This is a genomic window from Pseudomonas kilonensis (assembly GCF_001269885.1).
In the GTDB taxonomy this organism is placed as follows: Bacteria; Pseudomonadota; Gammaproteobacteria; order Pseudomonadales; family Pseudomonadaceae; genus Aquipseudomonas; species Aquipseudomonas kilonensis.
The window spans coordinates 106,271-133,113 of record NZ_LHVH01000026.1 but is presented as its reverse complement, the minus strand read 5'-3'; the positions used below and the strand labels follow the sequence as shown (position 1 = coordinate 133,113).

General features: G+C 61.1%; 27 protein-coding genes. 25 read left to right on the top strand and 2 right to left on the bottom strand.

The genetic code is table 11. The annotated features are described in order from the left end of the window. Positions 1-192: 192 nt before the first annotated feature. Positions 193-3,366, bottom strand: a complete 3,174-nt coding sequence (gene rne / locus AD662_RS20405; protein WP_053189630.1) for a ribonuclease E — start codon at positions 3,364-3,366, stop codon at positions 193-195. 699 nt (positions 3,367-4,065) lie between these two features. On the opposite strand from rne, the gene rluC reads away from it, so the two are divergent. The 3 genes from rluC to sppA are packed head-to-tail and all read left to right on the top strand — an operon-like array spanning position 4,066 to position 6,684. Beyond that, positions 4,066-5,022, top strand: a complete 957-nt coding sequence (gene rluC / locus AD662_RS20400) for a 23S rRNA pseudouridine(955/2504/2580) synthase RluC (RefSeq protein WP_053189645.1) — start codon at positions 4,066-4,068, stop codon at positions 5,020-5,022. Further along, positions 5,012-5,674 carry an HAD-IA family hydrolase gene (locus tag AD662_RS20395; protein WP_053189629.1) on the top strand — a complete coding sequence of 221 codons (663 nt, stop codon included), beginning with the start codon at positions 5,012-5,014 and terminating at the stop codon, positions 5,672-5,674. Before rluC ends, AD662_RS20395 begins: the two co-directional genes overlap by 11 nt. 20 nt (positions 5,675-5,694) lie before the next feature. Beyond that, positions 5,695-6,684 (top strand): signal peptide peptidase SppA, encoded by a 990-nt coding sequence (gene sppA, locus AD662_RS20390; RefSeq protein WP_018613523.1) that lies wholly within the window; start codon positions 5,695-5,697, stop codon positions 6,682-6,684. A gap of 163 nt (positions 6,685-6,847) precedes the next feature. On the opposite strand, the gene AD662_RS20385 is transcribed toward sppA, so the two are convergent. Continuing rightward, positions 6,848-7,426: a Maf family protein gene (locus tag AD662_RS20385; RefSeq protein WP_018613524.1), complete on the bottom strand. Its 579-nt coding sequence runs from the start codon at positions 7,424-7,426 to the stop codon at positions 6,848-6,850. A 105-nt stretch (positions 7,427-7,531) separates the two neighbouring features. On the opposite strand from AD662_RS20385, the gene AD662_RS20380 reads away from it, so the two are divergent. The 22 genes from AD662_RS20380 (at position 7,532) to araG (ending at position 26,833) form a co-directional block, all read left to right on the top strand. Next, the gene (locus AD662_RS20380) at positions 7,532-8,059 is read left to right on the top strand and encodes a YceD family protein (protein WP_018613526.1); all 528 of its coding nucleotides are present in this window, start codon (positions 7,532-7,534) and stop codon (positions 8,057-8,059) included. A gap of 13 nt (positions 8,060-8,072) precedes the next feature. Continuing rightward, a complete protein-coding gene (rpmF, locus tag AD662_RS20375) occupies positions 8,073-8,255 on the top strand; it encodes a 50S ribosomal protein L32 (RefSeq protein WP_003179396.1) in 183 nt (60 codons plus the stop codon). A gap of 4 nt (positions 8,256-8,259) precedes the next feature. Further along, complete coding sequence (gene plsX, locus AD662_RS20370; RefSeq protein ID WP_074849429.1) at positions 8,260-9,270, top strand: phosphate acyltransferase PlsX; 1,011 nt, start codon at positions 8,260-8,262, stop codon at positions 9,268-9,270. A 123-nt stretch (positions 9,271-9,393) separates the two neighbouring features. Beyond that, complete coding sequence (gene fabD / locus AD662_RS20365) at positions 9,394-10,332, top strand: ACP S-malonyltransferase (RefSeq protein WP_033062931.1); 939 nt, start codon at positions 9,394-9,396, stop codon at positions 10,330-10,332. A 15-nt stretch (positions 10,333-10,347) separates the two neighbouring features. Next, positions 10,348-11,091, top strand: a complete 744-nt coding sequence (fabG, locus tag AD662_RS20360; protein WP_018613558.1) for a 3-oxoacyl-ACP reductase FabG — start codon at positions 10,348-10,350, stop codon at positions 11,089-11,091. Between the two features lie 191 nt (positions 11,092-11,282). Continuing rightward, positions 11,283-11,519: an acyl carrier protein gene (gene acpP, locus AD662_RS20355; protein WP_003175607.1), complete on the top strand. Its 237-nt coding sequence runs from the start codon at positions 11,283-11,285 to the stop codon at positions 11,517-11,519. Positions 11,520-11,627: 108 nt separating this feature from the next. Further along, entirely contained in the window at positions 11,628-12,872 is a 1,245-nt protein-coding gene (gene fabF, locus AD662_RS20350) for a beta-ketoacyl-ACP synthase II (protein ID WP_018613569.1), read from the top strand. After that, positions 12,872-13,687: an aminodeoxychorismate lyase gene (gene pabC, locus AD662_RS20345; RefSeq protein WP_053189628.1), complete on the top strand. Its 816-nt coding sequence runs from the start codon at positions 12,872-12,874 to the stop codon at positions 13,685-13,687. Before fabF ends, pabC begins: the two co-directional genes overlap by 1 nt. 3 nt (positions 13,688-13,690) lie before the next feature. Further along, positions 13,691-14,848: an endolytic transglycosylase MltG gene (gene mltG, locus AD662_RS20340; RefSeq protein WP_053189627.1), complete on the top strand. Its 1,158-nt coding sequence runs from the start codon at positions 13,691-13,693 to the stop codon at positions 14,846-14,848. A gap of 22 nt (positions 14,849-14,870) precedes the next feature. Continuing rightward, positions 14,871-15,503 (top strand): dTMP kinase, encoded by a 633-nt coding sequence (tmk, locus tag AD662_RS20335; RefSeq protein ID WP_053189626.1) that lies wholly within the window; start codon positions 14,871-14,873, stop codon positions 15,501-15,503. Continuing rightward, positions 15,496-16,482, top strand: a complete 987-nt coding sequence (locus AD662_RS20330; RefSeq protein ID WP_053180949.1) for a DNA polymerase III subunit delta' — start codon at positions 15,496-15,498, stop codon at positions 16,480-16,482. The genes tmk and AD662_RS20330 overlap by 8 nt, the downstream gene beginning before the upstream one ends. A 42-nt stretch (positions 16,483-16,524) precedes the next feature. Further along, the gene (locus AD662_RS20325) at positions 16,525-16,881 is read left to right on the top strand and encodes a PilZ domain-containing protein (RefSeq protein ID WP_018613579.1); all 357 of its coding nucleotides are present in this window, start codon (positions 16,525-16,527) and stop codon (positions 16,879-16,881) included. 11 nt (positions 16,882-16,892) lie between these two features. Next, positions 16,893-17,687, top strand: coding sequence for a TatD family hydrolase (locus AD662_RS20320; RefSeq protein ID WP_018613583.1), 795 nt, complete (start codon positions 16,893-16,895; stop codon positions 17,685-17,687). Between the two features lie 384 nt (positions 17,688-18,071). Beyond that, the gene (locus AD662_RS20315; RefSeq protein ID WP_003204240.1) at positions 18,072-18,710 is read left to right on the top strand and encodes a TetR/AcrR family transcriptional regulator; all 639 of its coding nucleotides are present in this window, start codon (positions 18,072-18,074) and stop codon (positions 18,708-18,710) included. A gap of 153 nt (positions 18,711-18,863) precedes the next feature. After that, a complete protein-coding gene (locus tag AD662_RS20310) occupies positions 18,864-19,832 on the top strand; it encodes a GTP 3',8-cyclase MoaA (RefSeq protein WP_014339493.1) in 969 nt (322 codons plus the stop codon). Between the two features lie 187 nt (positions 19,833-20,019). Further along, a complete protein-coding gene (locus AD662_RS20305) occupies positions 20,020-20,625 on the top strand; it encodes a DUF4823 domain-containing protein (protein WP_018613586.1) in 606 nt (201 codons plus the stop codon). A 15-nt stretch (positions 20,626-20,640) separates the two neighbouring features. Further along, positions 20,641-21,201, top strand: coding sequence for a DUF1285 domain-containing protein (locus tag AD662_RS20300; protein WP_013693990.1), 561 nt, complete (start codon positions 20,641-20,643; stop codon positions 21,199-21,201). A 158-nt stretch (positions 21,202-21,359) separates the two neighbouring features. Next, positions 21,360-22,106 (top strand): FadR/GntR family transcriptional regulator, encoded by a 747-nt coding sequence (locus tag AD662_RS20295; protein WP_003204233.1) that lies wholly within the window; start codon positions 21,360-21,362, stop codon positions 22,104-22,106. After that, on the top strand, positions 22,103-22,978 hold the full coding sequence (locus tag AD662_RS20290; RefSeq protein WP_053189625.1) for an SMP-30/gluconolactonase/LRE family protein: 876 nt from the start codon (positions 22,103-22,105) through the stop codon (positions 22,976-22,978). The genes AD662_RS20295 and AD662_RS20290 overlap by 4 nt, the downstream gene beginning before the upstream one ends. Positions 22,979-23,214: 236 nt before the next feature. Then, a complete protein-coding gene (locus AD662_RS20285) occupies positions 23,215-24,033 on the top strand; it encodes an SDR family oxidoreductase (RefSeq protein ID WP_053186253.1) in 819 nt (272 codons plus the stop codon). 175 nt (positions 24,034-24,208) lie between these two features. Next, the gene (locus AD662_RS20280; RefSeq protein WP_018613591.1) at positions 24,209-25,213 is read left to right on the top strand and encodes a substrate-binding domain-containing protein; all 1,005 of its coding nucleotides are present in this window, start codon (positions 24,209-24,211) and stop codon (positions 25,211-25,213) included. Positions 25,214-25,288: 75 nt separating this feature from the next. Next, complete coding sequence (gene araG, locus AD662_RS20275; protein ID WP_018613592.1) at positions 25,289-26,833, top strand: L-arabinose ABC transporter ATP-binding protein AraG; 1,545 nt, start codon at positions 25,289-25,291, stop codon at positions 26,831-26,833. Positions 26,834-26,843: the final 10 nt, after the last annotated feature.

The window sequence follows — 26,843 nt, the reverse complement described above, 5'->3', positions numbered from 1 at the left end:
CGCGATAGCGGTCTGGCATTCAGCATTAATGCAAGCTGAGCCGACGCCATCGCGAGCAAGCTCGGCTCCCACATTGGATTTTCAGTTGGCATAAGTCTTGTGCCTGGCCCCAGACCCACTGTGGATAAGTATGAAGGCATAAAAAAACCCCGCCTGGCATGACCAGGCGGGGCTTTTTACTGGGCGGTGGAATCAGGCGTGAGGTTTAGGCTCGTGCTCTTTTTCCAGGGCTTCAGTGTGACGCGGCGCGACTTCTTCAGCAGTTTGCTGAGGTTCGTCGAATGCCGGAGCCGATTCAGTCGGGGTCTCGGCGACCGGGGCAGGGGCTGCCTCGGCGACTTCTTCCACGACTGGAGCTGGCTCGGCAGCAGGCGCTTGAGCGGCGGCTTGTTCGGCTTCCTTCTGCAGACGCTCGGCTTCACGCTTGCGACGGCGCACTTCACGCGGATCGTTCGGCGCGCGGCCATTCTCGGTCAGGGCGCTGGCAGGTGCTGGCTCTTCAACCGGGGCAGGTGCTTCGACAACCACTGGAGCAGGTTCGACCACTTCTGGCTCGACCGCTTTCACGGGCTCTGGTGTCGGTTCAGGCTCGACAACAGGTGCCGGTGCGGCTGGCTCGGCGGTCCAGTTGAACGCAGTCTGCTCCTCGCGGGCAGGCTCTGGTGCCTTTTCCTCGGCCGGTGCTTCGAAGGCTGGCTCAGCGGCTACCACTGGCTGCTCGACGACCGGTGCAGGCTCGGCGACCACTTCAGTTTCAGCAACCTGGGCTTCACGGACCGGGGCGACTTCCACTTCTGGCGAAGCAGTGGCTTCTACCGGGGTAGTGGCTTCGACCACAGGCGCTTCAACCGGCGTGCTTTCCACGGCAGCGGTAGCGCGTTCGGCTTGTTCGTGAGCCTCTGCTTCGGCCGGGGCGCTGATCGCGCTGCTGGCTACGGCCGCAGTCACGGCCAGGCCGGCGGCCAGGTCGGCAGCGCTTGGCGCTTCGGCGTTTTCGGAGGACTCGGACTCTTCCGAACCTTCGATCACGTTGCCGTTGGCATCGCGCTGACGCTCACGACGGTTGCTGCGACGACGCTGGCCACGGGAGCGGCGGCGTGGACGATCGCCTTCGGCGGTGTCCTGGCCGTCTTCCTGCAACTGCTCTTCGGTGTTCAGTACTTCTTCTTCACTGGCAGCGGCGGCTGCCTGCTCGGCGCGTGGCTGGCGCTCTTCACGTGGAGGACGCGGTGCACGTTCTTCACGAGGCTGGCGGGCCGGACGCTCTTCAGCGGTGGCGGCGGCAGCAGCCGGGGCGGCATCCAGTGGCTCGCGCAGTTCGCGAACACGTTCTTCACGCTCGCCACGTGGCTTGCGATCTTCACGCGGTGCGCGCGGCTGGCGTTCTTCACGCGGCGGACGCGGTGCGCGTTCTTCGCGGGCTACGGCTGGCGCTTCCTCACGGGCTTCGCGCGGCTGACGCTCTTCACGCGGCTCACGTGGCGCACGCTCTTCACGCGGAGCACGTTCTTCGCGAGGTTTGCGTTCTTCGTCGCGACGACCGTTGCGGTTGCGGGTCTGTTGGCGACCGTTACGGCGTTCTTCGTTGCGGGCAGGACGCTCGGTGGTGGCAGGCTTGGCGACGACGGCTGGGGTAGCAGGTTCTTCCTTGGTGGCGAACAGGCTGACCAGCGACTTCACCAGGCCTTTGAACAGGCTTGGCTCTGGTGCAGCGGCCAGGGCGGCAACCGGAGCGGCCACTTCGGTCGGAACCGGAGCATTGGCGCGGGCCGGAGCGGTCTTGACCGCGGCTTCCTGGCGAACCAGGGTACGAGTGGCGGCGGCGGCCGGCTGGACTTCTTCCACTTCGGCAGCGGCAGCAGCGATTTCGTAGCTGGACTGGTTGGTGTGGGCTTCCGGGCTGTCATCGCGCAGGCGCTGCACTTCGAAGTGCGGCGTCTCGAGGTGATCGTTCGGCAGGATGACGATGCGGGCGCGGGTACGCAGTTCGATCTTGGTGATCGAGTTGCGTTTTTCGTTGAGCAGGAACGCGGCCACCGGGATCGGCACTTGGGCGCGAACTTCGGCGGTGCGGTCTTTCAGGGCTTCTTCTTCGATCAGGCGCAGGATCGCCAGCGACAGCGACTCGACGTCACGGATGATGCCGGTGCCGTTGCAACGCGGGCAAACGATACCGCTGCTTTCGCCCAGGGATGGACGCAGGCGCTGACGGGACATTTCCAGCAGGCCGAAGCGCGAGATGCGACCGACCTGTACGCGGGCGCGGTCGGCTTCCAGGCATTCACGGACCTTTTCTTCCACGGCGCGCTGGTTCTTGGCCGGGGTCATGTCGATGAAGTCGATGACGATCAGGCCGCCGATGTCGCGCAGGCGCAACTGACGGGCAATTTCTTCGGCCGCTTCAAGGTTGGTCTGCAGGGCGGTTTCTTCGATGTCGCTGCCTTTGGTGGCGCGCGCCGAGTTGATGTCGATGGACACCAGGGCTTCGGTCGGGTCGATGACGATGGAGCCGCCGGACGGCAGTTCGACGACGCGCTGGAAAGCGGTCTCGATCTGGCTTTCGATCTGGAAACGGTTGAACAGCGGAACGCTGTCTTCGTAGAGCTTGATCTTGCTGGCGTACTGCGGCATCACCTGGCGAATGAAGGTCAGGGCTTCGTCCTGGGCTTCGACGCTGTCGATCAGCACTTCGCCGATGTCCTGGCGCAGGTAATCGCGGATGGCGCGGATGATCACGTTGCTTTCCTGGTAGATCAGGAACGGCGCGGAGCGATCCAGCGAGGCTTCTTTGATGGCGGTCCACAGTTGCAGCAGGTAATCGAGGTCCCACTGCATTTCTTCGCTGCTGCGGCCCAGGCCGGCAGTGCGCACGATCAGGCCCATGTCGGCAGGTGCGACCAAGCCATTGAGGGCTTCACGCAGTTCGTTGCGCTCTTCGCCTTCGATGCGGCGGGAGATGCCGCCGGCACGCGGGTTGTTCGGCATCAGGACCAGGTAACGGCCAGCCAGGCTGATGAAGGTGGTCAGGGCGGCGCCCTTGTTGCCACGTTCTTCTTTTTCGACCTGAACGATGACTTCCTGGCCTTCGCTCAGGACGTCCTTGATGTTGACGCGGCCTTCAGGGGCCTTCTTGAAGTATTCGCGGGAGATTTCTTTGAGGGGCAGGAAGCCGTGGCGCTCGGAGCCGAAATCGACAAAGGCAGCCTCAAGGCTTGGTTCGATGCGAGTAATCCGGCCTTTATAGATGTTGGCCTTCTTCTGCTCGCGTGCACCGGATTCGATATCCAGGTCGTAGAGGCGCTGGCCATCTACCAGTGCAACACGCAACTCTTCGGGTTGAGTTGCGTTAATCAGCATTCTTTTCATGTAGTACCGTCGGTTTCCGGGCTGCCGGAAACGGCGTTCGGCACACACGACTTCTCACGGTCGGTGTCAGGTGCGTCCTGGAGATGGCAAGGCCACTCCAGTGTCCAGCGAGTTCGACCCAATGATGGCGAAGTCGCGACGGACGCGTCCTGCTTGCTGGTACTCAAGCACTCAGTCAGGAGGAGGAATCAACCGGCGCCTGTGGACGAGATGAAGCGTCTAAATATAAGCCTAGTGCTACACAGTCCGACGGTTGTACATCTCCACCCTACACGTATCCCTGATAATTCGGGTGCTGCCGCGCGCAGAATCCGCAGCGGGTTGGCATTTACCGTGAGCTCCGGAAGGGGAGGTCACGCATCATGGCTAATTTAGGCGTTGTTTCCGAAGCATTCGCTCGGGGTCGTTCGCAGCTGACTGCACTTTGTGAACTGGCCGTGAATGTGGCGCGCAAGGCGAGTCAAAACTCTGCTTTGCGGCGTATTTCAGGCCTCATGTCACCTGCGCTCGTTACACCTGAAAACTCTACCGTTACGTAGCGAAAGCCCCGTAGGACGGCCTCTCGTCCTCGTGAATTGCGTTGGTCAGGGCCGGTTTTTGACCGTTAGTCCACTGTCCAGCCACTTTTGGCGGCGTTCGCGACTATAGCAGCAATGATTAAGTGCTTCAATTCCATAAAAAATTGTTATGATCGCCGCCATGACAACTACTGCCCCTTCGACCCCAGCCGTTCAACTGCTCGAGGTCTCGCCGGAATATGCCGGCCAACGAATCGATAATTTCCTGCTGGCCCGGCTCAAAGGCGTGCCCAAGACCTTGATCTACCGCATTTTGCGCAAAGGCGAAGTGCGGGTGAACAAAGGTCGGATCAAGCCCGAATACAAGCTCCAGGCCGGTGACATCGTGCGCCTGCCGCCGGTTCGCGTGCCCGAGCGCGATGAGCCGGTGCCCCTGGCCCAGGGTCTTCTGCAGCGCCTTGAAGCATCGATTGTCTATGAAGACAAAGCCCTGATCGTGATCAACAAGCCTGCGGGCATTGCGGTTCACGGCGGCAGCGGCCTGAATTTCGGTGTGATCGAAGCCTTTCGTCAGTTGCGTCCGGACGCCAAGGAGCTGGAACTGGTCCATCGCCTCGACCGCGACACCTCCGGCCTGCTGATGATCGCCAAGAAGCGCAGCATGTTGCGTCACCTGCACGAGCAATTGCGCGGCGACGGCGTCGACAAGCGCTACATGGCGCTGGTGCGTGGCCGCTGGGAAACGTCCATCAAGCAAGTCCGGGCGCCGTTGCTCAAGAGCAACCTGCGTTCCGGCGAGCGCATGGTCGAAGTCAACGAGGAGGGCAAGGAGGCGCTGACGGTGTTCAAGGTGCTGCGTCGCTTCGACGACTTTGCCACCCTGATCGAGGCCAAGCCCGTGACTGGGCGTACCCACCAGATCCGTGTCCACACCTTGCACGCCGGGCATTGCATTGCCGGTGACAGTAAATATGGCGATGACGATTTCACCAAGGAAATCCGCGACCTGGGCGGTAAGCGCCTGTTCCTCCATGCTTATATGCTGACCGTGCCGCTGCCCGATGGTGGCGAACTGAAGTTGCAGGCTCCGGTGGATGACATGTGGGCCAAGACCGTGGAGCGGTTGAGTGCATCCTGACTACAAGTTGCTGATCTTCGATTGGGACGGCACTCTGGCCAACTCCATTGGTCGGATCGTGGAGGCGATGCATGTCGCTTCGGACCGCATGGCGTTTGCCCGATGCGACGACTTGGCGGTGAAAGGCATCATCGGTCTCGGATTGCCAGAAGCCATTCGCAGCCTGTACCCGGACATTGACGACAATGAGCTGGTGGTTTTCCGCCAGCATTACGCTGATCACTACATCGCGCTGGACGCCGAGCCTTCACCATTGTTCGATGGCGTGGCGGTTACGCTGGAGGCTCTGCGGGCCGAGGGCTATCACCTGGCTGTCGCGACCGGCAAGGCTCGTCGCGGACTGGATCGAGTGCTCAAGTCCTATGGTTGGGAGGATTATTTCGATATCACCCGTGCCGCAGACGAAACCGCCAGCAAGCCGCATCCGTTGATGCTCAAGCAGATCCTGACGCACTGCAACGTGCGACCGGATCAGGCGCTGATGGTGGGGGATTCGTCATTCGACCTGCAGATGGCGCGCAACGCCGGCATGGGTTCGGTGGCGGTCAGCTACGGGGCGCAAACGATCGAGGCGCTACGGGCGTTCGAGCCGCGACTGGCCATTGATCATTTTCCTGAGTTGCACGCCTGGCTGAGCCGGCGGGCCCTTTAAGTTTCGCTGGGGATTCACGCATGACCGATGAATGGAAAGCACCCGTCAAGGCGAGCGCCGAGAGCGAGGATGGCAAAAGCTGGAAGCTGTTGGAAAAAACCTTGCTCGCCAGCGTGCAGGAACAACGTCGCTCCCGTCGCTGGGGCATCTTCTTCAAGTTGCTGACCTTTACTTATCTCTTTGTTGCGTTGGCGCTGTTCACGCCGCTGATGGATATGGAAAAAAGCGCTGTCGCCGGCTCGGCGTACACCGCCTTGATCAATATCGAAGGCATGATCGCTGACAAAGAGCCTGCCAGTGCCGACAACATTGTCGGTAGCCTGCGGGCCGCCTTCGAGGACTCGAAGGTCAAGGGCGTGGTGCTGCGCATCAACAGTCCAGGCGGTAGCCCGGTGCAGTCGGGGTACGTTTACGACGAGATCGTTCGCTTGCGCGCATTGCACCCCAATACCAAGGTGTATGCGGTCATTTCCGACCTCGGTGCTTCCGGTGCCTATTACATTGCCAGTGCGGCGGACCAGATCTATGCCGACAAGGCCAGCCTGGTGGGCTCCATCGGTGTGACGGCGGCCGGCTATGGCTTTGTCGGGACCATGGAGAAGTTGGGTGTGGAGCGTCGGGTGTATACCTCCGGCGAGCATAAATCCTTCCTTGATCCGTTCCAGCCGCAAAAGCCTGAAGAGGCCGCTTTTTGGCAGAGCGTGCTCGACACGACCCACAAGCAGTTCATTGCCAGCGTCAAGAAGGGGCGGGGCGAGCGCCTGAAGGACAAGGAGCATCCGGAGTTGTTCTCCGGGCTGGTCTGGTCGGGGGAGCAGGCATTGCCGCTGGGCCTGATCGACGGCTTGGGCAGTGCCAGTTCGGTGGCGCGGGATGTGATCGGTCAGAAGGACCTGGTGGACTTCACGATCGAAGAGTCACCGTTCGATCGTTTCTCGAAAAAGCTGGGGGCAAGCATTGCCGAGCATCTGGCGATGTGGATGGGTTTCCAGGGGCCTGCACTGCGCTAGCTCCTTGTTTCGCGCGATCTTCTGTGGCGGGGAAATTTGCTGTGGGAGCAAAGCTTGCTCGCGATGAACGATAACTCGGCTGGCCTGCACCATCGCAGCGCCTGCATCGCGGGCAAGCCTTGCTCCCACAAATAGCCCCCCTCGCCACATGTTGTATGTTGGCTCAGGGAACCTGCACGCCCTCGGCCAGCAACATATCCACAAGACGAATCAGTGGCAGGCCGATCAGGCTGGTGGCGTCCGGCCCTTCGGTGCTCTGGAACAGGCTCACGCCAAGTCCCTCGGCCTTGAAACTGCCGGCGCAGTCGTAAGGTTGCTCGGCCCGCAGGTAGCGCTCGACGCGCTCTGGGTCCAGGGTACGCATGTTGACGGTAAACGGAATGCAGTCGACCTGGCAGGCGCCGGTCTGGCTGTTGAGCAGTGCCAGGCCGGTCAGGAACGTGACCTTGGTGCCGCTGGCAGCCAGCAGTTGCTCGCGAGCGTTCTCGAAGGTGTGAGGCTTGCCCAGGATGCGTTCGCCGAGCACGGCGACCTGGTCTGAACCGATGATCAGGTGTGCCGGGTGGCTGTCGGCCAGTGCCAGGGCTTTTTCCCGGGCCAGGCGCTTGACCAGTTCAAGGGCGGGCTCGCCGGGGCGATGGCTTTCGTCGATGTCGGGTGAGCTGCAGACGAACGGCAGTCCCAATCGGGCAAGCAATTCCCGGCGATAGACCGAGCTTGAGGCAAGTAATAAAGGCAGCATGGGCGGCTCCAAAAGGCAGGGGCGAATTCTAGCGAGGCGCGCAAGTGACGGACAGGGCTGAATTTCCTTTGACATGGCCGGGGGCATCCCTATAATGCTGCGCCTATGTTGAATGACCCGATTCCACCTCACGTTGACCCGCGCAAATTGGCTGACCGTGGCACCACCCTTCAAGGTGAACTGCTGCTGGCCAATTTGAAGAGACTCTGCGACCCGCTTTCCGACGATGTCGGTACGGTCCAGGCCAAATTCGTTTTTGAACGAGATGAACGTAAATCTGTGGTAATCCACAGCTTTATCGACACTGAAGTCAAAATGGTTTGCCAGCGTTGTCTTGAGCTGGTCACCCTGCCGATCCACAGCGAATGCAGTTACGCCGTGGTGAAGGAGGGTGCGAATACCCAGTCGTTGCCGAAAGGTTATGACGTGCTGGAACTGGGCGAAGATCCATTGGATCTGCAGTCACTGATCGAGGAGGAGCTTCTGCTCGCCTTGCCCATTGTGCCTGCTCATCATCCGGAAGAATGCCAGCAGCCGGCGGGAGCAGATGAGCCCGAACCGAGCGAGGACGAGGTAACGCGGTCCAACCCGTTCAGTGTATTGGCGCAGTTAAAGCGTGACCCAAACGTTTAGGAGTTAATCAATTATGGCTGTTCAGCAGAACAAAAAATCCCGCTCTGCCCGTGACATGCGCCGTTCGCACGACGCTCTCGAGGCTAGCACCCTGTCCGTAGAAAAAACCACTGGTGAAGTTCACCTGCGTCACCACGTATCGCCAGAAGGCGTATACCGTGGCCGTAAAGTGATCGACAAGGGCGCCGACGAGTAATCACTTGTCCGCTCAAGTCATCGCGATTGACGCAATGGGCGGGGACTTCGGTCCCCGCAGCATTGTTCAGGCCAGCCTTGCTTGTCTGAATGCTACACCCTCGCTGCACCTGACCCTCGTCGGTCAACCCTCCCTCCTGGAAGAAATGCTCAGCGGCCAATCGGCTGTCGATCGCGCGCGCCTGACGATTGCCCCGGCGTCCGAAATCATCACCATGGACGAAAAACCGGCCCAGGTCCTGCGTGGCAAACCTGACGCCTCGATGCGGGTGGCCCTTGAGCTGCTGCGCGATGGCAAGGTCCAGGCATGTGTCAGTGCCGGCAATACCGGTGCGCTGATGGCGCTGTCGCGCTACGTACTCAAGACCTTGCCGGGGATCGACCGACCCGCGATGGTGGCGGCGATTCCGACTCAGCGTGGGTTTTGCCAGTTGCTCGACCTGGGGGCCAACGTCGATTGCAGTGCCGAGCATTTGCTGCAATTTGCGGTGATGGGCTCGGTCGCGGCGCAAACCCTGGGCATCGTGCGCCCTCGTGTGGCGTTGCTGAACATCGGCACCGAAGACATCAAGGGCAACCAGCAGGTCAAGCTGGCGGCCACGCTGCTGCAGGGCGCGCGCGGCATCAACTACATCGGCTTCGTCGAAGGCGATGGCTTGTACCGTGGCGAGGCCGATGTGGTGGTGTGCGATGGCTTCGTTGGCAATATCCTGCTCAAGTCCAGCGAAGGCCTGGCGACCATGATCGGCCAGCGCATCGAGGCCTTGTTCAAGCAGGGCTTCGCCTCGCGGGTAGTTGGCGCCCTGGCACTGCCGTTGATGCGTCGGTTGCAGGCCGACCTGGCGCCGGCGCGGCACAACGGTGCGAGTTTTCTCGGGTTGCAGGGAATCGTGATCAAGAGCCACGGTTCGGCGGGCGTGCAGGGGTTCCAGAGCGCGATCAACCGGGCAGTGATCGAGATCCAGGAAAACCTGCCGGAGCGCTTGCGTGGTCGCCTCGAGGATTTGTTAACTTAGGCGTTTTCGTCCGACAATGCTTAAATGTGACCGGTCGGTTCAAGCCGCCATCCAACTTTCAGTTTGCTAACGCCCCCAGGGGCGTCAATTTTTGACGACAAGATCATTAGGGGCTTTGTTTTCATGTCTGCTTCCCTCGCATTCGTCTTTCCAGGACAGGGCTCGCAGTCCCTCGGCATGCTGGCCGAGCTGGGCGCGCAATACCCGCTGATCCTCGAAACATTCAAAGAAGCTTCCGCTGCGCTCGGCTATGACCTCTGGGCACTGACCCAGCAAGGGCCGGAAGAGCGCCTCAATCAAACCGATAAAACCCAACCAGCCATTCTGACCGCCTCGATCGCATTGTGGCGCCTGTGGCTGGCTGAAGGCGGCGCGCGCCCGGCATTCGTTGCCGGTCACAGCCTGGGCGAATACAGCGCCCTCGTAGCCGCTGGCAGCCTGAGCCTGGGCGACGCGGTGAAACTGGTGGAGCGTCGTGGCCAGTTGATGCAGGAAGCGGTTCCGGCCGGGCAGGGCGGCATGGCCGCGATCCTCGGCCTGGAAGACGCCGATGTGCTGGCCGCCTGTGCCGAAGCGGCGCAAGGCGATGTGGTCAGTGCGGTGAACTTCAACTCCCCGGGCCAAGTGGTCATCGCCGGCGCCAAGGCCGCTGTCGAGCGTGCCATCGAGGGCTGCAAGGCCCGTGGTGCCAAGCGCGCCATGCCGTTGCCGGTCAGCGTGCCGTCGCACTGCGAGCTGATGCGTCCGGCTGCCGAGCGCTTTGCCGAATCCATCGCCGCCATCGACTGGAAGGCCCCGCAGATCCCTGTGGTGCAGAACGTCAGTGCCAGCGTGGCGCCGGATCTCGAGACCCTCAAGCGTGATCTGCTGGAGCAACTCTACAAGCCGGTTCGCTGGGTCGAATCGGTGCAGACCCTGGCGGCCAAGGGCGCGACCGAGCTGGTCGAATGCGGCCCTGGCAAAGTGCTGGCAGGCCTGAACAAACGCTGCGCCGAAGGCGTGTCGACTTCCAACCTCAACACCCCAGACGCCTTCGCTGCCGCCCGTGCAGCGCAGGCCTGAACAGGAGAAGCTTGCATGAGTCTGCAAGGTAAAGTTGCACTGGTGACCGGTGCAAGCCGTGGCATCGGCCAGGCCATCGCCCTGGAACTGGGTCGTCAAGGCGCCATCGTTATCGGCACCGCGACGTCCGCTTCGGGCGCCGAGCGTATCGCTGCGACCCTGAAGGAAAACGGCATCCAAGGCACCGGCCTTGAGCTGAACGTCACCAGCGACGAATCCGTTGCGGCGGTGCTGGCAAGCATTCAGGAGCAGTTCGGTGCGCCGGCGATCCTGGTCAATAATGCCGGTATCACCCGCGATAACCTGATGATGCGCATGAAAGATGACGAATGGTTCGACGTCGTCGACACCAACCTGAACAGTCTGTATCGGCTGTCCAAGGGCGTTTTGCGTGGCATGACCAAGGCTCGCTGGGGTCGAATTATCAGTATCGGTTCGGTTGTGGGTGCCATGGGCAACGCAGGCCAAGTAAACTATGCTGCGGCGAAGGCCGGTCTGGAAGGTTTCAGCCGTGCGCTGGCGCGTGAAGTGGGTTCGCGCTCGATTACGGTAAACTCGGTTGCACCGGGTTTCATCGACACCGACATGACCCGTGAACTGCCAGAAGCACAGCGTGAAGCCTTGTTGACGCAGATTCCGCTGGGTCGTCTGGGGCAAGCTCAAGAAATCGCGTCCGTGGTCGCTTTTCTTGCGTCGGACGGTGCGGCATACGTGACCGGGGCTACAATCCCGGTAAACGGCGGGATGTACATGAGTTAAATGTGACGGATTGCTTCAAAAAAATGTCATACGAGCTGTCTAAAATCCGTTATAAAGCTGCAATCAATTTATAGACGGCGGGCCGCAGGGTTTGAGGAGTGAAGCTTTCGGTTGAAAAACCGAAAAGTTCTTCTATACACTTACCCACTGGCCAGCTGCCTGAATTTGTCCATTAGGAGTGAAAACAAGGTATGAGCACCATCGAAGAGCGCGTCAAGAAAATCGTTGCCGAGCAACTGGGCGTTAAAGAAGAAGAAGTTGTGAACACCGCTTCCTTCGTTGAAGACCTGGGTGCCGACTCCCTTGACACTGTTGAGCTGGTGATGGCTCTGGAAGAGGAATTCGAGACCGAGATTCCTGACGAAGAAGCTGAGAAGATCACTACTGTACAAGCTGCTATCGACTACGTTACCAGCCACCAGGCGTAATCGTTTTTAGTCGTCGCTAGCTGTCATGGAAAAACCGCACTGCCATCACGGCGTGCGGTTTTTTCTTTAGGCCTGATGCAAAGTCGTCATTAGAAAAAGGAGAGTGCTGTGTCGCGTAGACGCGTCGTAGTCACCGGTATGGGTATGTTGTCGCCACTGGGCACGGATGTGCCGAGCAGTTGGCAGGGCATTCTGGCTGGCCGCAGTGGCATTGGTCTGATCGAACACACCGACCTTTCTGCCTATTCCACCCGTTTTGGCGGCTCGGTAAAGGGCTTCAATGTCGAGGAATACCTGTCGGTCAAGGAAGCTCGCAAGCTTGACCTGTTCATTCAATACGGCTTGGCAGCCGGTTTCCAGGCAGTGCGCAACGCCGGGCTGGAAGTCACCGACGCCAACCGTGAACGCATCGGCGTGGCCATGGGTTCGGGTATTGGCGGCTTGACCAATATCGAAGAAACCAGCCGCACGCTGCACGAATCGGGGCCGCGACGGATTTCTCCGTTCTTCGTGCCGGGCTCGATCATCAACATGATTTCCGGTTTCCTGTCCATCCACCTGGGTGCCCAGGGACCCAACTACGCCATTGCCACGGCGTGCACCACCGGTACCCACTGCATCGGCATGGCCGCGCGCAACATCATGTACGACGAAGCCGACGTGATGATCGCCGGTGGCGCCGAGATGGCGGCTTGCGGCCTGGGCATGGGTGGCTTTGGCGCTTCCCGCGCGCTGTCGACCCGCAACGATGAGCCCGCCCGCGCGAGCCGGCCGTGGGACAAGGGCCGCGATGGCTTCGTACTGTCCGACGGTGCCGGTGCGCTGGTGCTCGAGGAGCTGGAGCACGCCAAGGCGCGCGGCGCGACCATCTATGCCGAGCTGATCGGCTTTGGCACCAGTGGCGATGCGTACCACATGACGTCGCCACCGGCCGATGGCGCCGGTGCTGCCCGTTGCATCGCCAACGCCTTGCGTGATGCGAAACTCAACGGCGAGCAGGTGCAGTACATCAACGCCCACGGCACTTCGACCCCGGCCGGCGACCTGGCCGAAGCCCAGGCGATCAAGACCGTGTTCGGCGAGCACGCGTACAAGCTGGCGGTCAGCTCGACCAAGTCCATGACCGGTCACCTGCTGGGTGCGGCAGGGGCGGTGGAAGCGATCTTCAGCGTCCTGGCGATCAACAGCCAGACAGCGCCGCCGACCATCAACCTCGATGAGCCGGACGAAGGCTGCGACCTGGACTTCGTGCCGCACACTGCCCGCAGCATGGACATCGATGTGGTGCTGTCCAACTCCTTCGGCTTTGGCGGGACCAACGGTTCGCTGGTGTTCCGCCGGTTCGCCGGTTGATGGAAAGCTGGGTCGACGGTCAGCCGGCCGACGTCCTGTCGCTGAAAGATCGCGGCCTGGCTTACGGCGATGGGTTGTTCGAGACCCTCGCCGTGCACGATGGCGCGCCAGTGTTGCTGGAGCGTCACCTGCAACGCCTGGAAACCGGTTGCCGGCGGTTGGCGATCAACGTCGACATGAGCGCGTTGAGCGCCGAGCTGAATACCTATGCCCGGTGCCTGGACGCCGGCGTGCTGAAGCTGATCGTGACCCGTGGCGACAGTCTGCGCGGTTATGCCGCAGATCCCTCGACCCCGGCCCGGCGCATCCTGCAAGGGAACCCACCAGCCGCTTATCCCGCCGCCCATGCCGAACAAGGCGTTCTGCTGTTTCCTTGCAGCGTGCGGTTGTCCGAGCAGCCCTTGCTCGCCGGCCTCAAGCACCTCAATCGCCTGGAACAAGTGCTGGCTCGTGCCGAATGGAGCGATGGGCAGTACGCCGAAGGCCTGATTCTGGATACCTCCGGGCGGGTGATCGAAGGTGTGTTCAGCAACCTGTTCCTGGTGCGCGATGGCGTGTTGTTCACGGCGGACCTGAGCCGTTGCGGCGTGGCCGGCGTGATGCGCGCAGAATTATTGTTTCAAGCCAAGTCCCTGGGCATCGCCACGCAAATCACGGACATCAGTCTCGAACAGCTGCACCAGGCTGATGAAGTCTTCGTCTGCAACAGCGTTTATGGCGTGTGGCCGGTACGCGGATGCGGTTCGGCGCGCTGGTCGGTTGGCCCGCTCACCCGTAAACTGCAAACCCTTGCCCGTGCGCTATTGGATGTTTGATTCGTGAGACGTAAATTCTTGCTGCTGCTGGAGACCGGACTGGTTCTGGCAGGGCTGTTGTTGGGCGCTTCGGCCTGGAAGATTCATTCGGCGCTGCAACAGCCGCTGAACATCACCCAGGAAGAATTGCTGGACGTGCCCAACGGGACCACCCCGACCGGAACCCTCAAGCGCCTCGAAGCCGATGGCCTGATCAAGGACGCTTTCTGGCTGCGGATCTATTGGCGCTTCAATCTCGCTGGCCAGCCGTTGCACTCCGGTGAATATCGGATGGTGCCGGGCATGACCATGGAAGGTCTGATCGGTGTCTGGAAGCGCGGCGAAGTGGTGCAGTACAGCGTAACGCTGGTGGAGGGCTGGAACTTCCGCCAGGTGCGCGCCGCACTGGCCAAGGATGAAAAGCTCCAGCAGACCCTCACCGGCCTGAGCGACAGCCAGGTCATGGACCGTCTTGGTCACTCCGGGATATTTCCCGAAGGCCGGTTCTTCCCGGACACCTATCGCTTCGTGCGCGGCACCTCGGATGTCGACCTGCTGCAAAAAGCCTACGACCGCCTGGAAGACGTGCTCGCCAAAGAGTGGGCGCAACGTGCCGCCGATGTGCCTTACACCCAGCCATATCAGGCGCTGATCATGGCGTCCCTGGTGGAGAAGGAAACCGGTGTGCCCCAGGAACGCGGGCAGATTGCCGGCGTCTTTGTGCGGCGCATGCGCCTGGGCATGCTGCTGCAGACCGACCCCACGGTGATCTATGGCCTGGGCGAGCGCTACACCGGCAAACTCACCCGCGCCCATCTGAAAGAAGAGAACCCCTATAACACCTACTTGATCCCGGGCTTGCCGCCGACGCCGATTGCGATGGTGGGGCGCGAAGCGATTCATGCGGCATTGAACCCGGTGTCGGGCAACAGCCTTTACTTCGTCGCGCGCGGTGACGGCAGCCACGTGTTTTCCGATGACCTGGAGTCGCACAACAACGCGGTGCGTGAATTCCAACTCAAGCGCCGTGCCGATTACCGCTCCAGCCCGGCCCCGGCAACGCCGGACGAACAGGCACCCATTCCCGCGGCGTCACCCGACACGGCGCCCGACGCTGTACCCCAGGTGCCGCCCCAAGTGCCTGCTCCCGAACCGGATGCCAGCGAGCCGCCGAGCCCGTAATGACTTTGATTAAGGATCGCCTGTGACTGGCTTGTTTATAACGCTGGAAGGCCCGGAAGGCGCCGGCAAGAGCACTAACCGCGAATACCTGGCCGAACGCCTGCGGGCTGCCGGCATCGAGGTGGTGTTGACCCGCGAGCCGGGCGGTACGCCGCTGGCCGAGCGAATTCGCGAGGTGCTGCTGGCACCCATTGAAGAGGTCATGAACCCCGACACCGAGCTGTTGCTGGTGTTCGCGGCCAGGGCACAGCATCTGGCCGAGGTGATTCGCCCGGCGCTGGCCCGCGGCGCGGTGGTGCTCTGCGATCGTTTTACCGATTCGACCTATGCCTACCAGGGCGGCGGCCGGGGCTTGTCCGTGGAGCGCATCGCCGCGTTGGAAACCTTCGTCCAGGGTGACCTGCGACCAGACCTGACCCTGGTGTTCGACCTGCCGGTGGAAATCGGCCTGGCCCGCGCCAGTGCCCGTGGCCGGCTGGATCGTTTCGAGCTTGAGGGCCAGGCTTTCTTCAACGCCGTGCGCAGTGCCTTCCTGAGTCGCGCCAAGGCCGCCCCGGCGCGTTACCTGCTGATCGATGCGGCGCAACCGCTGGCTCAGGTCCAACAGTCCCTGGACGGCTTGCTGCCGCGTTTGCTGGAGCGTGTCCGTGGCTGAAGCCTATCCCTGGCAAGACAGCCTCTGGCAGCAACTGGCCGGTCGTGCCCAGCATGCCCATGCCTATCTGTTGCATGGCCCGGCCGGCATCGGCAAGCGGGCACTGGCCGAGCGCCTGATGGCCAGCCTGCTGTGCCAGCGTCCGGGTGTCTCGAACGCCTGTGGCGAGTGCAAGTCCTGCCTGCTGCTCAGGGCCGGCAGCCATCCCGACAATTATGTGCTGGAACCGGAAGAGGCGGACAAGGCGATCAAGGTCGACCAGGTTCGGGACCTGGTCAGCTTCGTGGTCCAGACCTCACAGATGGGCGGGCGCAAGGTGGTGCTGATCGAGCCCGTCGAGTCGATGAACATCAACGCTGCCAACGCCTTGCTTAAAAGTCTCGAAGAACCTTCTGGCGACACCGTGCTGTTGCTGGTCAGCCACCAGCCGAGTCGCTTGCTGCCGACCATCAAGAGTCGCTGCGTGCAACAGGCCTGCCCGCTGCCGAGCGAGGCGATGAGCTTGCAGTGGCTGGCCCAGGCCTTGCCCGACAGCAGCGACGAAGAGCGTGTCGAGCTGCTGACCCTGGCGGCCGGCTCGCCCCTGGCGGCTGTCAGCCTTCAGGCCCAGGGCGTGCGTGAGCAGCGGGCCTTGGTGGTGGACGGGGTCAAGAAACTGCTCAAGCAGCAACAATCCCCCACGCAATTGGCCGAGGGCTGGAACGCCATCCCGTTACTCCTGCTGTTTGACTGGTTCTGCGACTGGTCGAGCCTGATCCTGCGTTACCAGTTGACCGAGGACGAGGCCGGCCTGGGGTTGGCGGACATGCGCAAGGTGATCCAGTACCTGGCGCAAAAAAGCAGCCAGGATAAAATCTTGAACATTCAGGACTGGATTCTTGCCCAACGTCAGAAGGTGTTGGGCAAAGCGAACCTCAATCGGGTGCTGTTGCTCGAGGCGCTGTTGGTGCAGTGGGCGAGTTTGCCTGGTCGAAACTGACAGGTACCGCCTAAACTCAGCTCAATCGCAGCGGAGATCAGCATGAACGAACCTGTCAGTCCCGGGCCACGCAACGGCATCCTGTCCCTGACCATCAAGGACAAATCGGTGCTTTACGCCGCCTACATGCCCTTCATCAAGAACGGCGGCCTGTTCATTCCGACCAACAAAAGTTATCGCTTGGGCGATGAAGTGTTCATGCTCTTGAGCCTGATGGATGAATCGGAAAAGATCCCGGTCGCCGGCAAGGTGATCTGGATAACTCCCAAAGGCGCCCAGGGCAACCGGGCCGCCGGCGTCGGTGTGCAATTCAGCGACGGCGACAATTCCGCCCGCAATCAGATCGAAACCCACTTGGCCGGCTCCCTGAAGTCCGACCGTCCCACCCATACGATGTAGCCCGGCCTTTTATGCTTGTAGATTCCCATTGTCACCTTGACCGTCTCGACCTCGCTGCCCATGGCGGCTCCCTGGATGCTGCGCTGGACGCGGCCCGTGAACGGGGTGTCGGTCATTTCCTGTGCATTGGCGTCAGCGTCGACAACGCCGCCGACGTCAAGGCGCTGGCCGAACGTTATGCCGATGTCGATTGCTCGGTCGGTGTCCACCCGCTGGATGTCCAGCCCGACGCCGCGCCGGCGCTCGATTGGCTGTTGCGTGAGCTGGACCATCCACGGGTAGTCGCCATCGGCGAAACCGGCCTGGACTATCACTACGAACCGGAAGCCGCCGACGTGCAGCAGGCGTCGTTCCGGCTGCACCTGGAGGCCGCCCGGCAAACCGGCAAGCCGGTGATCATCCACACCCGTGGCGCCCGGGCCGACACCCTGGCCTTGCTGCGTGACGCCGCGCTGCCCCAGGCCGGGGTGCTGCATTGCTTCACCGAAGACTGGGACATGGCCAAGGCCGCCCTGGACATGGGCTATTACATTTCCTTGTCCGGGATTGTCACGTTCCGCAATGCCGATGCATTGCGCGACGTTGCCAGCAAGGTGCCGGCTGATCGGCTGTTGGTGGAGACCGACTCGCCTTACCTGGCGCCCATTCCCTATCGTGGCAAGCCGAACCTTCCGCAATACGTACGGGAAGTGGCAGAGTTTCTGGCGATGCTGCGCGGTGAGTCCTACGAACGGTTTGCCGAGCAGACGACGGAAAATTTTAAGCAATTGTTTCCGCTGGCTCATGTGCGTCCGGCGCAAGCCTGAATTCCATGCAAAAAAAACCCGGGTTCTGGGGGGTGAATCCGGGTTAAGACCATTAGGAGTAAAACAAAGGTACGCGGTCCGTTGGTACCTTCATCAGCGCGTCACTTGGGGGAGATGTCGCGCCGACAGTTCAAGTATTGATCAGTATGCCAACCCGTCCAGTCTGGCCGGGGCGGTTTTTAAACAAATTTGGAATACGCTCGCTTCGGATAAGTTCTCACTGTCGCCAAAGCTCGCAGGCGCGGCGCATTGGCGTGAGAAACGGCGAGCCGGGTGGGTACGGTTTTGTGAAGAACAGTGGCCGAGAACGGATGATCCGTGCATTTTTGCGTAAGTTAGGCATAATACCCGGCTTCGAATTTTGACCCTTCAGACCTTTTTCTTATGCACAAAGAACCCCGTAAGGTCCGTGAGTTTCGCCGCCGCGAGCAGGAAATTCTCGACACCGCGCTCAAGTTGTTCCTCGACCAGGGTGAAGACAGTGTCACCGTCGAGATGATTGCGGATGCCGTGGGTATCGGCAAAGGCACGATTTATAAACATTTCAAATCCAAGGCGGAGATCTACCTGCGCCTGATGCTCGACTACGAACGCGATTTGAACGAGCTGCTGCACTCGGCCGATGTGGACAAGGACAAGGAGGCCCTGTCCCGGGCCTACTTCGAGTTCCGCATGCGCGACCCGCAGCGCTACCGCTTGTTCGATCGCCTGGAAGAGAAGGTGGTCAAGGGCAACCAGGTGCCGGAAATGGTCGAGGAGCTGCACAAGATCCGCGCCTCGAACTTCGAACGCCTGACCCTGCTGATCAAGGGCCGGATCAGCGAAGGCAAGCTCGAAGACGTGCCGCCTTATTTCCATTACTGCGCTGCCTGGGCGCTGGTGCACGGTGCGGTGGCGCTGTATCACTCGCCGTTCTGGAGCAACGTGCTGGAAGACCAGGAAGGTTTCTTCCAGTTCCTGATGGACATCGGCGTGCGCATGGGCAACAAGCGCAAGCGCGATACCGACGTCCCGAGCAGCTAAGGCCGCACAGGCCAAGACATTCAGCTGTCTTATTGCGCCATGTCCGCTTACATGGCGCAGTGTCCCAGTAATATACTCAGGCTTGGGTCTTGCGGAATCTTGATTTCTAGGTCAATTTTCGCGAGTCCGATTTTTCTCGTGCCGGAGTGATCCATGATCGTTGACCGTCAAGGCAGGCGTTTCCGTAATCTGCGGATAAGCCTGACCTCCGCCTGCAATTACGCCTGTACCTACTGCGTGCCTGACGGCAAGCGGTTGGTGGCTGCGCAGGATGAACTGTCGGCCGAGGCCATGGCGCGTGGCGTAGCCTATTTGATCGAGGCCGCCGGCATCGAGCGGCTGCGCATCACTGGCGGCGAACCGTTGGTCAGCCCCAAGCTCGAGCGTTTCATGACGGCGGTGGGGCAGATGGGGCTGGAGGACATCAGCCTGACCACCAATGGCCAGTTGCTGGCGAAAAAGCTGCCGTTGCTGGTAGACGCCGGTATCCGTCGTATCAATGTTTCCCTCGACACCCTGGACCCTGCCGCGTTTCGCAGTATCGCCCGTGGCGGCGACCTGGCGACCGTGCTTGATGGTATGGAGCAGGCCCGGGCCACCGGGATGAAGATCAAGGTCAACATGGTGCCGTTGCGCGGGCAGAACCTGGACCAGGTGATGCCTTTGCTCGAATACTGCCTGGAACGTGGCTATGAGTTGCGTTTCATCGAGTTGATGCGCATGGGCCATCTGGCCAGCGATTCCAACGCATTTTTGCAGCAGTTCGTCAGCCTTCAACAGTTGCTGAGCCTGATTGGCGATCAATACGAATACCTGCAAGCCGACGCCCCGGTGGATGCCACGGCGGTGCGCTATGAGATACCGGGGCTGGGTCACTTTGGCGTGATCGCCAACGAAAGCGTGCCGTTTTGCCGTACCTGTTCGCGCCTGCGGTTGTCTTCCACGGGCTGGCTGCACGGCTGCCTGTCGTCGAGTAACCGTCACTTCGTCGGCGACCTGCTGGACAAGCCCCGTCACCAGGCCTTGCCGGCGCTTCAGCGCTTGCTGGTCAAGGCGTTGGGGGACAAGCAGGAAGTGGCATTCTCCGGCGGCGCGACCATCATGAAAATCATCGGCGGCTGATCTATTGCTATCGCGGGCAAGCCTTGCTCCCACAAGTACGACGCTTACCATGTGGGAGCAAGGCTTGCCCGCGATAGCAATTTTCCATTCACTTGGATACATCTGCCCCCCATCTCGATGAGCTGGCGCAAAAGCTGCATCCCACGACCATTCGCCGGTTTTCCGACACCGGTTTTTGGAGGGTAGGATGCGTAGCCTGGTTTTGCTGCTGGCCGTTTTGGCGCTTGGTGGCTGCATGAATGTCAGCGACATGGGAGAGGGTGTTCGTTACCACATGAGCGACGCTGGCCTGCTGGACCATAGCGACAGCCGTCGTGTGAACAACCTGCGTATTCAGCCAGACTCGTTCATCTACATTGCCCAGGGCGCCTTTGCTCCGCCAGGCAGTGCCTATCCGCGTCCCAACGTCGTGGCCGAGGAAGCCTTCAATGGCTTCATCGAATATTTCCCCATGGTCCGTCGCGCCCGTGTTCCCGAAGGCCTCGACCAGGCCATGGGCGAAGCCCGTTCCGCCGGCGCCCATTATTTGCTGTACACCCGCTTCGCCAAGGCCGACAACCGCATTGGCAACACTGACGAATGGCAGGATGAAGAAGCCGTGGATCGTCTGGGCGTCGATACCAGCGTGATTCAAATCATGTTGATCGAGACCAGCACCCAGTATTTGATTGATACTGCACGGATCAAGAGTCGTGGCGGTTTACTGACGTTGCACGACAAGCAGCCACAAGACCTCATCGCCCCGCCTTTGCGTGAATATGCCCGCAGCCTGCTGGGGATGAGCAACGAATAAATGTAAGGAGTCACCATGAGCGGACCGCAAAAAGCCAATGACTTGCTGGGGCAGATCCCCAAGACCAAAGGCCTGCCGCCGGTCCACTTGTGGAACCCCGACTTCTGCGGCGACATCGACATGCGCATCGCCCGGGACGGCACCTGGTATTACCTGGGCACGCCCATCGGGCGCAAGCCGATGGTCAAGCTGTTCTCCACCATCATCCGCCGCGACGGCGATGATTACTTCCTGATTACCCCTGTGGAAAAAGTCGGCATCAAGGTCGATGACGCGCCGTTCGTGGCCGTGACCCTTGAGGTCGAAGGGCAGGGGGAAGGGCAGTTGTTGCGCTTCACCACCAATGTCGAGGAAACCACTGAGGCCGGTGCCGAGCATCCGCTGCGGGTGGTGATCGATCCCCAGACCCAGGAACCCGCGCCCTACGTGCATGTGCGCAGCAATCTCGAAGCACTGATCCATCGTAATGTGTTCTACCAACTGGTGGAGCTGGCGGTCAGCCGCGAGATCGACGGACAGCGCTGGTTGGGCGTGTGGAGCGGCGGCGAGTTTTTCCCTATCGGCCTGGAGCCCTGACCCCTTGCGGGAGTGATGGTTGACCCAACATCTGTGTCGGCTGGACGACTGCTATCGCGAGCAAGCTCGCTCCCACAGGGGTATGCAAAATTCAAATTGACACCCAATCATATGATGATTAGCGTGGGTCTCCAATAAGAGTGGCCCGCGGGGTTTTCATGTCCAGCAGTTTTCATGCATCGACCGTCGATTGGCTGGGGGGCTGGATAGCCGCCGGCCAGGTCAAGCCTGGGCAAACCATCAAGGTCGAAGCGGACTTGGGCGAGCAACTGGGCGTCAGTCGCACGGTGATTCGCGAGGCGATCAAGACCCTGGTGGCCAAAGGCATGCTGGAAGTCGGGCCGAAAGTCGGCACGCGGGTGTTGCCGGTGCGGCGCTGGAACCTGTTCGACCCTCAAGTGGTGGGCTGGCTGTCACGCAGCGGCCTGCCGGAAAACTTTGTCGACGACTTGCTGGACCTGCGTCGCACCATCGAGCCGATGGCGGTGCGCTGGGCCTGCGAGCGGGCCACGGCCGATCAGGTGCAGGCGATTCGCCTGGCCTACCATGCGCTGGAGCGAGCTGTGGACAGCGGCGCCGATTACAACCGTGCCGACCAGTTTTTCCATGAGTGCATCCTCGCTGCCAGCCATAATCAGTTCATCGAGCAAATGGTTCCGGCCCTGGGGGCGCTGCTGGCGGTGTCGTTCGAAGTATCGGCGGCCGACCCGGATGAGCTGCGCCGCACCTTGCCCATCCACAAGGACATCGCCGACGCCATCGCCGCCCGTGACGCGGCGCGGGGCGTCTGGGCCTGCATGACCCTGATCGATAACGCTGACCTGGCCATCAAACGCTTTTACCCCAATGTCATGGCCGGTCGAACAGACGCTGCCGGGCAAGCCGGGAACGGGAGATTTCAATGAAGTGGACGGCTGTGACGGAACACCGGGCGAAGTTGGGCGAGGGGCCCTTCTGGGACGAGCCGACCCAGGCGTTGTATTGGGTCGATATCGCCGGCAAGCAGGCACTGCGGTTGATTGGCGCCAACGTACAGATCTGGCAGATGCCCGAGCATGTGTCCGCTTTCATTCCGACCCAGAGTGGCGACGCCTTGGTGACCCTGAGCAGTGGGGTCTACCGCCTTGATCTCGATTCTCCGGGCCTGGAACCGCGCCTGACGCTGCTGTGCATGGCCGATCCCCAGCCAGGCAATCGTCCCAACGAGGCCCGTTGCGACGCCCAGGGTCAACTCTGGCTCGGCACCATGCAGAACAACATCGGTGACGAAGGCGAGGACTTGCCCATCGAGCGGCGCTCCGGCGGACTGTTTCGCGTCGCCGGTGATGGCCGGGTCATGCCCTTGTTGCGCGGGCTGGGTATTCCGAACACGTTGCTCTGGAGCCCCGACGGCACCACGGTGTATTTCGGCGACAGCCTGGATGGCACGTTGTATCGGCACTTTATCTACCCGGAAGGCAACCTGGCGCCTGCCGAAGTCTGGTTCGGCCCCCATCCCCGTGGCGGCCCGGATGGTTCGGCGATGGATGCCCGGGGCTATATCTGGAACGCCCGCTGGGACGGCAGTTGCTTGTTGCGGCTGAATCCGGACGGGCAGGTCGATCGGGTGATCGAACTGCCCGTCAGCCGCCCGACCAGTTGTGTGTTCGGCGGCGAAGACCTCAAGACGTTGTACATCACCAGCGCGGCGAGCCCATTGGGTCATCCGCTGGACGGTGCCGTGCTGTCGATGCGTGTCGACGTGCCTGGCGTGGCGTGTACAAGGTTTGCAGGCTGAATCCCAAAATATGGGATGTAAATATATATATTGAGATTATTTGGCGGCCGGGTTTATAGTCGGCTCCATCGGCAATACGCACTCACACTAAAAAAACAAAACAGGTGAAGTGATGCAACGATCTTTCCCCGTACGCCCCGGCGGCGTACGCCGGCCACTGTTCTTTCAAGCGCCTTTGCGCCGGTCATCCGTGGATGCCCGGTTTTTCTCGTGCCCGCGCGCAGGAGGCTTGAACCATGGCTGAGCCCTTGGTCTTGCCCCCCGTGCCGGAGCCACCGAAGGGCGAGCGCCTGAAAGACAAGGTCGTGCTGTTGACCGGTGCCGCCCAGGGCATTGGCGAGGCCATCGTCGCGGCGTTCGCGTCGCAACAGGCCCGGTTGGTGATCAGTGATATCCAGGCGCAGAAGGTTGAGGCGGTGGCCGCCCATTGGCGTGAACGCGGGGCCGATGTGCAAGCGCTGCAGGCCGATGTGTCGAAGCAGCAGGACTTGCAGGCCATGGCCCGGCGCGCGGTCGAGCTGCACGGTCGTATCGATGTGTTGGTCAACTGCGCTGGCGTCAATGTCTTCCGTGACCCGCTGGAAATGACCGAGGAGGACTGGCGTCGCTGCTTCGCCATCGATCTGGACGGCGCCTGGTACGGTTGCAAGGCCGTGTTGCCACAGATGATCGAGCAGGGCGTGGGCAGCATTATCAACATTGCCTCGGTCCATTCGTCCCACATCATTCCCGGCTGTTTCCCTTACCCGGTGGCCAAGCATGGCCTGCTCGGCCTGACTCGCGCCCTGGGCATCGAATACGCGCCAAAAGGGGTACGCGTCAACGCCATCGCCCCGGGTTATATCGAAACCCAACTGAACGTCGACTACTGGAACGGCTTTGCCGATCCCCATGCCGAACGCCAGCGTGCGCTGGATCTGCACCCGCCACGGCGCGTCGGGCAACCGATTGAAGTGGCAATGACGGCCGTGTTCCTGGCCAGTGACGAAGCACCGTTTATCAATGCCTCATGTATCACCATCGATGGGGGACGTTCGGTCATGTACCACGACTGAATATTCTTGGATTGCAGTGGGAAACTTCGCCTGTAATTCAATCATCATACGATATGACTATTCAGGCCTATGCTGTGTAGCAACTTGATGTAACCGCCCAGCCTGCGCATTTCCACCGACGGTGGAGCAGAACCCTGGACGTTTGGCTTTCAATAAAAAAAACAAGGAGTCAACTATGAAACATCGTCGTGGGATCCGTTCCCTGTGTCGCGCCGCCCTGGCGGTTACCGCGGTCAGTCTCAGCAGTCACTTGCTGGCGGCCGATGCGGTAAAAATTGGTTTCCTGGTCAAGCAGGCCGAGGAGCCTTGGTTCCAGACCGAATGGGCGTTTGCCGAGAAGGCGGCCAAGGATAAAGGCTTCCAGTTGATCAAGATCGCCGTGCCCGACGGCGAGAAAACCCTCTCGGCCATCGACAGCCTGGCCGCCAACGGGGCCAAGGGCTTCGTGATCTGCCCGCCGGACGTGTCCCTCGGCCCGGCCATCATGGCCAAGGCCAAGCTCAACGATCTCAAGGTGATTGCCGTGGACGACCGTTTCGTCGACGCCAGCGGCAAGTTCATGGAAGACGTGCCGTACCTGGGCATGGCCGCGTTCGAGGTGGGCCAGAAGCAGGGCGCCGCCATGGCCGCTGAAGCGAAAAAACGCGGCTGGGATTGGAAGGACACCTACGCGGTGATCAACACCTACAACGAATTGGACACTGGCAAGAAGCGCACCGACGGTTCGATAAAGTCTCTTGAAGATGCCGGTATGCCGAAAGATCACATCCTTACAGCCGCCCTGAAAACCCTCGACGTACCCGGCAGCATGGACTCCACTAACTCGGCCCTGGTGAAACTGCCAAGCGCCGCGAAAAACCTGATCATCGGTGGCATGAATGACAACACCGTGCTGGGCGGCGTGCGCGCCACCGAAGCCGCCGGGTTCAAGGCGGCCAATGTGATCGGCATCGGCATCAACGGCACTGACGCCATCGGTGAGTTGAAAAAACCCAACAGCGGCTTCTTCGGTTCGATGCTGCCTAGCCCGCACCTCGAAGGCTACAACACCGCCGCGATGATGTACGAGTGGATCACCACCGGCAAGGAGCCGCCGAAGTACACCGCCATGGACGAGGTGACGCTGATCACCCGGGAGAACTTCAAGCAAGAGCTGGAAAAGATCGGCCTGTGGAACTGACGGCCGGTTGATTCAAAAGCGGCCCTGGTCACTTGAGTGGCGGGGTCGCTTGATCTCTGTAAGTTCGAGGTGGTTATGCAAGCGCAAACAGCGACACGGCAACACAACATCGGCGGCAGCTTGCGATTCAACGGGATCGGCAAGTCCTTTCCCGGCGTGCAGGCGCTGGCCAATATCAGTTTCGTTGCCCATCCGGGGCAGGTCCATGCCTTGATGGGTGAAAACGGCGCCGGCAAGTCCACGCTGCTCAAGATTCTGGGCGGTGCCTACATCCCGAGCAGCGGCGACTTGCAGATCGGCGAGCAGACGATGGCGTTCAAGGGCACTGCCGACAGCATCGCCAGCGGTGTGGCGGTGATTCACCAGGAGCTGCACCTGGTGCCGGAAATGACCGTCGCTGAAAACCTGTTTCTCGGCCATTTGCCGGCGCGTTTCGGCCTGGTCAATCGTGGCGTGTTGCGCCAGCAGGCGCTGATGCTGCTCAAGGGCCTGGCCGACGAAATCGACCCGCAGGAAAAAGTCGGTCGCCTGTCCCTCGGCCAGCGCCAATTGGTGGAAATCGCCAAGGCCTTGTCCCGTGGTGCCCACGTCATTGCTTTCGACGAACCCACCAGTAGCCTGTCGGCCCGTGAAATCGACCGTTTGATGGCGATCATCGCCCGCCTGCGGGACGAGGGCAAAGTGGTGCTGTACGTCAGTCACCGCATGGAGGAGGTGTTCCGTATCTGTAACGCGGTGACGGTGTTCAAGGACGGTCGTTACGTGCGGACCTTCGAGAACATGAGCGAGTTGACCCATGATCAACTCGTCACGTGCATGGTCGGTCGCGATATCCAGGACATCTATGACTACCGTCCTCGGGAGCGCGGCGATGTGGCGCTGCAAGTGAAGGGCCTGTTGGGGCCGGGCTTGCGCGAACCAGTGAGTTTCCAGGTGCACAAGGGCGAGATCCTCGGCTTGTTCGGGCTGGTCGGCGCCGGTCGTACCGAGCTTTTTCGCTTGCTCAGTGGCCTGGAGCGTCAGCGCGAGGGCAGTCTCGTCTTGCACGGCAAGGAACTGAAATTGCGTTCACCAAGGGATGCCATCGCCGCGGGCGTGCTGCTCTGCCCGGAAGATCGCAAGAAGGAAGGCATCATTCCGTTGGGCAGCGTGGGCGAGAACATCAACATCAGTGCGCGCTCGTCTCATTCCACGCTCGGCTGCCTGTTGCGTGGCGACTGGGAGCGGGGCAATGCCGACAAGCAGATCAAGTCGCTGAAAGTGAAGACCCCGGCGGCCAGCCAGAAAATCATGTACCTGTCCGGCGGCAACCAGCAGAAGGCGATTCTCGGTCGCTGGCTGTCGATGCCGATGAAAGTCCTGCTGCTGGACGAGCCCACTCGCGGCATCGACATCGGCGCCAAGGCGGAGATCTACCAGATCATCCACAACCTGGCGGCCGACGGCATCGCGGTAATTGTGGTGTCCAGCGACCTGATGGAAGTGATGGGCATTTCCGACCGAATCCTGGTGCTCTGCGAAGGGGCCATGCGCGGCGAGCTGTCGCGTGACCAGGCCAACGAATCCAACCTGCTGCAACTGGCGCTGCCGCGCCAACGCGTTGCCGACGCGGCGAACTGAGAGGTAAATC